Source organism: Streptomyces misionensis (assembly GCF_007896895.1).
GTDB lineage: Bacteria > Actinomycetota > Actinomycetes > Streptomycetales > Streptomycetaceae > Streptomyces > Streptomyces misionensis_A.
On record NZ_VOGW01000099.1, the window covers coordinates 57,262 to 66,916 of the forward strand.

7 protein-coding genes and 2 pseudogenes are annotated in these 9,655 nt (G+C 73.4%); 7 read left to right on the forward strand and 2 right to left on the reverse strand.

Translation table 11 applies throughout. The features are described 5' to 3' along the window. Positions 1-26: 26 nt before the first annotated feature. The 4 genes from phsA (at position 27) to FRZ03_RS17010 (ending at position 5,404) form a co-directional block, all read left to right on the forward strand. Positions 27-1,910: an O-aminophenol oxidase PhsA gene (gene phsA, locus FRZ03_RS16995; RefSeq protein ID WP_146466003.1), complete on the forward strand. Its 1,884-nt coding sequence runs from the start codon at positions 27-29 to the stop codon at positions 1,908-1,910. A gap of 256 nt (positions 1,911-2,166) precedes the next feature. Further along, positions 2,167-3,294: an aminopeptidase P family protein gene (locus tag FRZ03_RS17000; RefSeq protein ID WP_146466004.1), complete on the forward strand. Its 1,128-nt coding sequence runs from the start codon at positions 2,167-2,169 to the stop codon at positions 3,292-3,294. Between the two features lie 62 nt (positions 3,295-3,356). After that, positions 3,357-4,301, forward strand: a complete 945-nt coding sequence (locus tag FRZ03_RS17005) for an aminoglycoside phosphotransferase family protein (RefSeq protein WP_146466005.1) — start codon at positions 3,357-3,359, stop codon at positions 4,299-4,301. 215 nt (positions 4,302-4,516) lie between these two features. Next, positions 4,517-5,404, forward strand: a complete 888-nt coding sequence (locus FRZ03_RS17010) for a hypothetical protein (RefSeq protein WP_261399189.1) — start codon at positions 4,517-4,519, stop codon at positions 5,402-5,404. A gap of 30 nt (positions 5,405-5,434) precedes the next feature. On the opposite strand, the gene FRZ03_RS17015 is transcribed toward FRZ03_RS17010, so the two are convergent. Further along, positions 5,435-5,770 carry an EthD domain-containing protein gene (locus tag FRZ03_RS17015; RefSeq protein WP_146466006.1) on the reverse strand — a complete coding sequence of 112 codons (336 nt, stop codon included), beginning with the start codon at positions 5,768-5,770 and terminating at the stop codon, positions 5,435-5,437. 52 nt (positions 5,771-5,822) lie between these two features. On the opposite strand from FRZ03_RS17015, the gene FRZ03_RS17020 reads away from it, so the two are divergent. Then, positions 5,823-6,197 (forward strand): MerR family transcriptional regulator, encoded by a 375-nt coding sequence (locus tag FRZ03_RS17020; protein ID WP_146466017.1) that lies wholly within the window; start codon positions 5,823-5,825, stop codon positions 6,195-6,197. 150 nt (positions 6,198-6,347) lie between these two features. After that, positions 6,348-7,571, forward strand: a complete 1,224-nt coding sequence (locus FRZ03_RS17025; protein ID WP_261398455.1) for an IS4 family transposase — start codon at positions 6,348-6,350, stop codon at positions 7,569-7,571. Positions 7,572-7,813: 242 nt separating this feature from the next. Here the strand turns inward: FRZ03_RS17025 and treZ are convergent. Then, positions 7,814-9,436, reverse strand: a pseudogene (gene treZ / locus FRZ03_RS17030) (malto-oligosyltrehalose trehalohydrolase); the annotation flags it as partial. On the opposite strand from treZ, the pseudogene FRZ03_RS17035 reads away from it, so the two are divergent. Further along, positions 9,427-9,655 (forward strand): annotated as a pseudogene (locus FRZ03_RS17035) (malto-oligosyltrehalose trehalohydrolase); the annotation flags it as partial. The pseudogenes treZ and FRZ03_RS17035 overlap by 10 nt on opposite strands.

Genomic DNA, 9,655 nt, shown 5'->3' on the forward strand with positions numbered 1-9,655 from the left:
CGCGAGAACACGGGGGGTGTTCGAGCTTGACCGAGATCATCGAGCAGGCCGTCGAGGGAAACACCGGAGCCGCGGGGGAGAGGAAGCAGGCTCCGGGTGAACTGCGGCCGTACGTCGCTCCGCTGACGGTGCCGCCGGTGCTGCGGCCCGCGGCGGACGACGTCCGGCGGGAGACCGAGATCGCCCTGCGCCCCACCTGGGTGCGGCTGCACCCGCAGCTGCCGCCCACCCTGATGTGGGGCTACGACGGCCATGTCCCCGGCCCGACCATCGAGGTGCGGCGCGGCGAACGCGTCCGCATCGCGTGGACCAACCGCATACCGAAGGAGTCCGAGTACCCGGTGACCGCGGTCGCGGTGCCCCTTCGCGCGCCGGGCACCGCGCCCGCCACCACCGAGCCCGGCCGCGGCGGCGTCGAACCCGACAAGGCCGTCGCGGCCCTGCCCGCCTGGTCGGTGACCCATCTGCACGGCGCGCAGACCGGCGCGGGCAACGACGGCTGGGCGGACAACGCCGTCGGCTTCGGTGACGCCCAGCTGTCGGAATACCCGAACGAGCACCAGGCGACCCAGTGGTGGTACCACGACCACGCCATGAACATCACCCGCTGGAACGTGATGAGCGGCCTCTACGGCACCTACCTCGTCCGGGACGACGAGGAGGACGCGCTCCGGCTCCCGTCCGGCGACCGGGAGATACCGCTGCTGCTCGCCGACCGCAACCTCGACACCGACGAGGACGGCCGGCTCAACGGCCGGCTGCTGCACAAGACCGTCATCGTCGACGAGCACAACGCGGAGACCGGCAAGCCGGTGTCCCTCCCGTTCACCGGCCCGTACACCACCGTCAACGGCCGCATCTGGCCGTACGCCGAGGTGGACTCGGCCTGGTACCGCTTCCGGCTGGTCAACGCGTCCAACGCGCGCATCTTCGACCTCGTGCTGATCGACGAGGACGGCGACCCCGTGCCCGGCGTCGTCCACCAGATCGGCAGCGACGGCGGACTGCTGCCGCGCCCGGTGCCGGTGGACTTCGGCCCGACCCTGCCGGCGCTGACCGCGGCGCCCGCCGAGCGCTTCGACCTGCTGGTGGACTTCCGGCGGCTGGCCGGGCGCACCCTGCGGCTGGTCAACAAGGGCCCCAACCGGCCGGCGGGCGTGCCCGACCCGGCAGGTGACGTGCGCTACCCGGCCGTCCTGGAGTTCCGCGTCCGCAAAACCGCCGAACCGGACACCTTCGAACTGCCCCAGGTGCTGTCCGGCTCCTTCCGCCGCCTCACCCACGACCTCCCGCACGGCCACCGGCTGGTCCTGCTCACCCCGCCCGCGGCCAAGGGCGCCGGCGGCCACCCGGAGATCTGGGAGATGACCGAGGTCACGGACACCGGCGGGCTGGAGCTCCCGGCCGACGGCATCGTGCAGATCACCGGCCCCGACGGCACCACGAAGACGTACCGGCGCACCGCCCGGACGTTCAACGACGGGCTCGGCTTCACCATCGGCGAGGGCACCCACGAGCAGTGGAGCTTCCTCAACCTCGCGCCCATCGTGCACCCCATGCACATCCACCTGGCCGACTTCCAGCTCCTCGGCCGGGACGCCTACGACGTCTCCGGCTTCGACCCCGCCGTGGGCGGCACCCGCACCCCGATCCGCTACGACGCGGGCACCGCGATCCCGCTCGCGCCCAACGAGCAGGGCAACAAGGACGTCTTCCGGGTCCCCGGCGGCCAGCTGCTGCGCGTCATGGGCCGCTTCGACGGGGCGTACGGCAGGTTCATGTACCACTGCCATCTGCTGGAGCACGAGGACATGGGCATGATGCGCCCCTTCGTCGTCATGCCGCCCGAGGCCATGGCGTTCGACCACGGCGCGTCCCACGACGGCGGCCACGGGGGGCACATGGGCTGAGCCGACCGACCGATCGTGCCGGAGGCGGGGCGAGGACGCCCGCGGAGGTGGCCGCCCCTCGACCGCCTCCGGCCGGTCTCACCCGTTCGTGTCCCGTCGCCGGCCGCCGCTCCGGTATCCGTGCGGCGGCCGTCGCGGAGGGCGGGATCGCCGAATGGGCTCGCGTGGGTCCCTCCGGGCGGGCAGGATGCTGCCGGGGACGCCACCAAGCCGTTCCGCCACCCGCCCGACCAGCGAGATCCGCCCGGAGGCCCGGATGACCGGTACCACGACCACGCCCTTCAGCGCCGCCGACCACAGGGCCCGCATGGAGCGCGCCACACGCGCCGCGGCCGACGCCGGTCTCGCCGGGCTGCTCGTGGCACCCGGCCCGGACCTGGTGTGGCTGACCGGCTACACCCCCACCGCGATCACCGAGCGGCTCACCCTGCTGGTGCTCGCCCCCGGCCGCGACCCGGTGCTCGTCGTCCCCACCCTGGAGGCCCCGGACGCCGAGCACTCCGCCGCCGGCGAGGTGCTGACGCTGCGCGACTGGACCGACGGCAAGGACCCCTACGCCGTCACCGCCGACCTCCTCGACGGCCGCGGCCGGTACGGCATCAGCGACAACACCTGGGCGATGCACGTGCTGGGCCTCCAGCGCACCCTGCCGGACAGCTCCTACGCCGCCCTCACCGAGGCCCTGCCCATGCTGCGCGCCGTCAAGGACGCCGCCGAGGTGGAGCTGCTGGCCGCCGCCGGTGCCGCGGCCGACGCGGCGTTCGAGGAGATCCGCAAGATGCCCTTCGCCGGGCGCCGCGAGTCCGACGTCGGCCATGACCTCGCCGCGCTGCTGCGCCGCTTCGGCCACTCCCAGGTCGACTTCACCATCGTGGGCTCCGGGCCCAACGGCGCCAACCCGCACCACGAGGTCGGCGACCGCGTCATCCGGCGCGGCGACATGGTCGTCCTCGACTTCGGCGGCCTGAAGGACGGCTACGGCTCCGACACCACGCGCACGGTGCACGTCGGCGAGCCCACCGAGGAGGAGCGCCGGGTCCACGACATCGTGCGCGCCGCCCAGGAGGCCGGCTGCCAGGCGGTGCGGCCGGGCGTGGCCTGCCAGGAGGTCGACCGCGCCGCCCGCGCGGTGATCGCCGACGCCGGGTACGGCGAGTACTTCATCCACCGCACCGGGCACGGCATCGGCGTCACCACACACGAGCCGCCGTACATGATCGAGGGCGAGGAGCTGCCGCTGGTGCCCGGCATGTGCTTCTCCGTGGAGCCCGGCATCTATCTGCCCGGCCGCTTCGGGGTGCGCATCGAGGACATCGTCACGGTCACCGAGGACGGCGGCCGCCGCCTCAACAACACCACCCGTGAGATGGTCATAGTGGACTGACGGGCCCGGAAAAAGGGCCGGGAGACCACCCTCGACGACACCGGAACGGCAACGCAGGACCCATGACCCAGGCACCGATCCCCACCCCGGACACCGTCCGCGCACTGGTCCGTTCGCTGCTCAAGGAAGGCGCGGACGGCACCGGGGGCGCGGACGGGCCGGACGTCCGGCCCGTCCGGGAGGGCCATCCGTACACCTGGTGGGTCGGCGCCCGCCAGGTACTGCGTCTCGCCCCCGACCGGGAGGCCTCCGCCCGCCGCCGCCGGGAACTGCGGCTGCGCGCCCTGGTCCGCCCGCACGTCCCGGTGGCCGTCCCCACCAGCGTGGCGCACGCCGACTGGGCGCCCGGCCTCGCCTGCACCCTCGACACCGTGGTGCCCGGCGGCACCGCCGAGGAACACGACGTCTCCGCGGCCGGGGAGTCGGACCTCGCCGGACTGCTCAACGGGCTGCGCGCGGTGCCGGCGCGGCAGGCCGAGTCGCTCGGCGTGCCGCGTTCCGCCCCGCGCTCCCTGGAGGCGCTGCGCCGGATGGCCGTGCACGCGGCCGAACGGCTCGCCGCCGCCGACGAGTTCGACGCCGAGCGGATGCACCAGCTCACCCCGGCCGGTGCCGCCCAGCTCGCCACCAAGCCCGGCGCCGCCGTGCTCACCCACCACGGACTGACCGGTGAACACGTGGTGGTCAGCGCCGACGGGCGGGTGCGCGGCGTCCTGGACTGGACGGAGGCGGCGCTCGGCGACCCCGCCGAGGACATCGCCGGACTCGCCGTCGCCGTCGGCTCCCCGGCCGCCGTCCGCGCCGCCACCCTCGCCGGCTATGGCGCCCGCCCCTGTCTGCGCGGCCTCTGGCTCGCCCGCTGCGACACCGTCCTGCGGCTCACCGAGCACCTCGACGGACGCGTCACCGGCTCCCTGTCCCTGCTGCGCACCCAGCTGCGCCGGGCCTGGGAGCCGATCCTGCTGGAGCGGGTGACGGACCTGAAGACGGCCGGGGAAGAGCCCTGACCGGGCCCTCCTGAACCGCCCGGGTCCCCCGTGTCTCCCGCCGCCGTCACCCGTCCGGCCCACCGGCCCGCCACCGCTCGCGTGCCGCGCGGCCCCGCCCGGGCGGGACCGCCGGGGCGGCGACAGCGCCCTTCCCGGCCGTGGCCCCCGCCCCGCCGCGCACCATACTGGGAGTGAAGGGACAGATCGCCCGCCCAGCTCGCGGAGGTGCGAGGATGCGCGACGACACCGAGAACGACGAGGGAACCGTCGAGGCACCCGAGGCGTACGACGAGGACGCGGCCGAGGAACCGGACGAGGAGCCCGAGTACGACGAGGACGCGGAACCCGAGTCCGACGAGGACGCGGAGTCCGAGTGGGGCGGCGCGGAGGCAGGGGAGGCCGACGCGTACACCGCGGTGGCGCCGCCGCGCACCCGGGCCGACGCGGAGCCCGACGTCTTCCTGGACGTCCCGCAGCTGAGGGTCGACGAGATCGACCTGGACGTGGAGGACCTGCGGGCCCACGTCTCGCTCCAGGCCGAGGTGCTGGACCTGCTGCGGCTCAACGTGGGCGCCGACGTCTCCCTCGGGCGGGTCCACCTGGGCATCTCGGGCGTGGAGGCGCAGGCCCAGCTCCGGGTGCGGCTCGACAACGTCGCGCTGATCATCGACCGGGTGCTCACCACCCTCGACCGCAACCCGCAGATCCTGGAGGAGCTGGCGGGCGGGCTCGGGTCGGCGGTACGGGACGTCGGCGGCGGCGCCCGGCAGGCCGTCGGCGAACTCGGCAGCGGGGCGGGACGGGCCGTCGAGGAGGTCGGCCACGGCGCCGGGTACGCCGTGCGGGACATCGGACGCGGGGCCGGGGACGCGGTCGAGTACGTGGGCCGGGGCGCCGGTTCGGCGGTGGACGAGGTCGGCCACGGCGCGGGACACGCCGTCCGCGAGGTGGGCGAGGGCGCGGGCACGGCCGTCGGCTTCCCCGGGACCGGCGAACGGGAGTCGTCGTCCCGCAGCCGGCGGACCAACCTTCCCGACACGGTCGCGGCCGACCGGGAGTACCGCGACATCCGCGTCGACTACCGCCTCGCCACCCGCCTGGTCCGTGCGCCGGGCCGGTGAGCCCAGGCCGTCTCGTCGCGCATCGGTCCCTCAGATGACCTGCTTCTCCTCGGTGACCATCACGGCGACGGAGGCCATGTCGATGAAGCGTGCTTCGTCGGGGTTGACCAGCGTCCGGTAGTTCTCGGAGGCGAAGAAGGCGTCGTGGTCCTCCCAGTTCTCGAACCAGATCTCCGTCAGGCCGTCGTAGGCCCGGGGCGGGTACTTCTCGGCGGGGACCGGGTGGGACACGGTGTACTTGCGCACGTAGCGCTCCGCCTCCGGGATGGAGGTGAACAGGGGCGCGTGCCGGTTTTGGTGGTGCTCGACGAAACGCTCGTACGACATTCCCTCGGCGCGGTTGATCATGAAGATGAATTTCAGCATGGGGTTAACCTAAAAGCTCACATCAATGTCAGGGGCAAGTGAGGAGTTCGGCATGCGGATCGGTGAACTGTCCGCCCGGACGGGAGCCAGCCGCCGGTCGCTGCGCTACTACGAGGAGCAGGGCCTGCTCGTCAGCTCCCGTTCGCCCAGCGGACAGCGCCATTACGAGGACGAGCACGTCCAGCGGGTGCGTCTCATACAGGCGTTCCTGGCAGCGGGCCTGCCGAGCGGCACCATCGCCGAGATGGCGCCCTGCATGTCCGAGCCGAGCGAGGACAGGGCGCGGCGGGCACTGGAGATCATGGGCCGTGAGCGGGCCCGGCTGTCCGAGGCCATGGACGGCCTCGCCGCCGCCAGGGACGCGCTGGACCACCTCATCGAGGACAACCACGCGTACCTGGCACGGTCGGCGGACGACGATGCGTGAACCGGGGAACCGCCAGGACCTCTCGTTCGGATCAGGCCGGGCTCGCGGGGCCCGGCACGCACATCTGCCGCGTTGTCGTCGGTCGCCGACTCCCCCACGCTCGGCTTCGCAATGCCGTTGCTTTTGAGGCTGTCGGCCGGTTGAGCCGGTGTGCTGATATCCCGTCTGGAGCGGCTGGGGCTGGGAGTGCTGACCCGGTCGTGCCCGCCGGAGTTGGTGGACCGGGTGGTCGATGAGGCCGGCCGCTCGGAGAAGCGCCGACGTCTGCTGTCCGCCCGGTTCACGGTGTACTTCGTGCTGGCGATGTGCCTGTTCCCGCAGGCCGACTACCTGGAGGTCCTGCGTCTGGTGAAGACCGGCGATCCGGGCCTGCGGCTTTGGACCGGAGTGAACAAGTCCTCGCTGACCAGGGCCCGGCACCGGCTGGGGTGGACCGTGATGCGGGAACTGTTCCGGGCCGTGGCCCGGCCACTGGGCAGGGAAGACGATCTCTTCCGCGGGCTGCGGGTGCTGGCCCTGGACGGGACGCTGCTGGCCGTGCCGGACACGGCGGCGAACAACGACACCTTCGGCAAGTCGGGATCGCAGCGCAGTCCGATGGGGTATCCGCAGGCCCGCGTGGTCGCGGTGGCCGAGTGTTCCTCCCACGCCGTGCTCGACGCCGTGGTCGGAGGGTTCAAGGAGTCCGAGCGGATCGTCTCCGACGCCCTGGACGCCCACGTTGGAAGCGGGACGCTGCTGCTGGCCGACCGCGGGCTATGGGGCCTGGCCCGCTGGCACCGGCTGCGCGACCAGGGCACTCACCTTCTCTGGCGGATCGAGCGGCGCAAGGCCCGCCGGGTCCAGGACGTGCTGCCCGACGGCAGTTACCTCGCCCGGATCGAGGCGAACAAGCACAGCAAAGCGGCCGGAACGCTCAAGGCCCCACCGGCCGTGGTCCGGGTCATCGAATACCGCGTCGACGGCCAGCCGGACATCGTCCGGCTGATCACCAGCCTCACCGATCACGAGGAGTACCCGGCCGCCGAGCTTGCCGCGCTCTACGCCCGGCGCTGGGAGATCGAGCTGGTCTTCGACGAGATCAAGACCCACCAGCGCGGCCGGCCGGTCCTCAGGTCGCAGACTCCGGACGGGGTGCGGCAGGAGATCTACGCGCACTTGATCGTGCACCATGCCACCCGGGATCTACTGGACGAAGCCGCTCGGCTGCACAGCAGCACTGCAGAGCGGACCTCGTTCACCCGAGCCCTACACGTCGTCCGCCGCACGGTGATCTCACCGAGCGGCTTTTCCCCCCTCCGCCCGCAGACGAGACCGGCACCTCGGGCTCGCCGAGATCGGCCGCAGCCTGTTACCCCGCCGCCGGCCCCGTGACTGCCCCCGCAAGATCCGCTCCTGCATCACCGGCTACGGCAGCAAGGCCCCCGAAGAACCCGCCAGCCAGCGTCGTTCCCCGGTCGTCCTCACCCTGAACCACCGATGGCACGATCACTAAAGCAACGGCATTGCTCGGCTTCGCTCGGGGGGCACCCCCAGCGCGTCGACTCCCTCCTCCGCCTCGCATCCGCACGCACCGGGCCCCGCTCCCCGATCCGGCCTGGTCCGAACGAAAGACCCTACGGCTGGGCGAGCACCACGCAGGATTCCCCGGGGAGCCGGAGCAGTCCGTCCGGTCCCGGGGCCGCCACCGGCTCCCACGCGGCGAGGACCAGCGCGGGGCGGGCGCCCAGCGGGACGGCGGCCGGGTCCTTGCCCAGGTTGACGGCGACCCGGACGTCCCCGCGCCGGAAGGCCAGCCAGCGGGCCTCCTCGTCGTAGGCCACCTTGGTGTCGGCGAGGTCGGGATCGGTGAGGTCCGGCTGCTCGCGGCGCAGCGCGATCAGCCGCCGGTACCAGTCCAGCACCCGGGCGTGCGGCGGCCGTGCGGGCTCCGACCAGTCCAGGCAGGACCGCTCCCGGGTCGCCGGGTCCTGCGGGTCCGGCACGTCCTCCTCGGCCCACCCGTGCGCCGCGAACTCCCGCCGCCTGCCCCGCCGTACCGCCTCGGCCAGCGCGGGATCGGTGTGGTCGGTGAAGAACTGCCAGGGCGTGCCGGCCGCCCACTCCTCGCCCATGAACAGCATCGGCGTGAACGGCGCGGTCAGCACGAGCGTCGCCGCGCACGCCAGCAGGCCGGGGGAGAGGTGCGCGGAGAGCCGGTCGCCCCGGGCGCGGTTGCCGACCTGGTCGTGGGTCTGGCTGTAGCCGAGCAGCCGGTGCCCGGCGACCCGCGCCCGGTCCAGTGGACGCCCGTGGTGCCGGCCCCGGAAACCGGAGTAGGTGCCGTCGTGGAAGTAACCCCCGGTGAGCGTCTTGGCCAGCGCGGCGAAGGGGGCGCGCGCGAAGTCCGCGTAGTAGCCCTGCGACTCGCCGGTCAGCGCGGTGTGCAGGGCGTGGTGGAAGTCGTCGTTCCACTGCGCGTGCAGCCCGAGCCCGTGCTCCGCGCGCGGGGTGATGAACCGGGGGTTGTTGAGATCGGACTCGGCGATCAGCGACAGCGGCCGGCCCAGCTCGGCCGCGAGGCCGTCCACCGCGGCGGACAGCTCTTCCAGGAAGTGGCGGGCGCGGGTGTCGTACAGCGCGTGCACCGCGTCCAGGCGCAGCCCGTCGAGCCGGTAGTCCCGCAGCCACGCCAGCGCGCTGCCGATCAGGAACGCGCGCACCTCGTCCGAGCCGGGCGCGTCCAGGTTCACCGCCGCGCCCCACGGGGTGGTGTACGCGTCCGTGAAGTACGGCCCGAAGCGCGGGAGATGGTTCCCCGAGGGCCCCAGGTGGTTGTGCACGACGTCCAGGATCACGCCCAGGCCCAGCTCGTGCGCCCGGTCCACGAACCGCTTCAGCGCCTCGGGGCCGCCGTACGGCTCGTGCACCGCCCACAGCGAGACCCCCTCGTACCCCCAGCCGTGCCGCCCGGGGAACGGGCACAGCGGCATCAACTCCACGTGTGTGACGCCCAGTTCGACCAGGTGACCGAGGCGGTCGGCGGCCGCGTCCAGGGTGCCCTCGGGGGTGTACGTGCCCACGTGCAGCTCGTAGAGCACCGCGCCCGGCAGCGCCCGTCCCGGCCAGTCGGCACGCCATGCGTACCGCTCGTGCTCCACGACCGCGCTGAGCCCGTCCGGGCCGTCCGGCTGGCGGCGCGAGCGCGGGTCGGGCAGCACCGGGCCGGCGGCCGGCGCGAGCCCGTAGCGCGCGCCGCCAGCCGGACGGCCCGGACGGGCTCAGCGCGGTCGTGGAGCACGAGCGGTACGCATGGCGTGCCGACTGGCCGGGACGGGCGCTGCCGGGCGCGGTGCTCTACGAGCTGCACGTGGGCACGTACACCCCCGAGGGCACCCTGGACGCGGCCGCCGACCGCCTCGGTCACCTGGTCGAACTGGGCGTCACACACGTGGAGTTGATGCCGCTGTGCCCGTTCC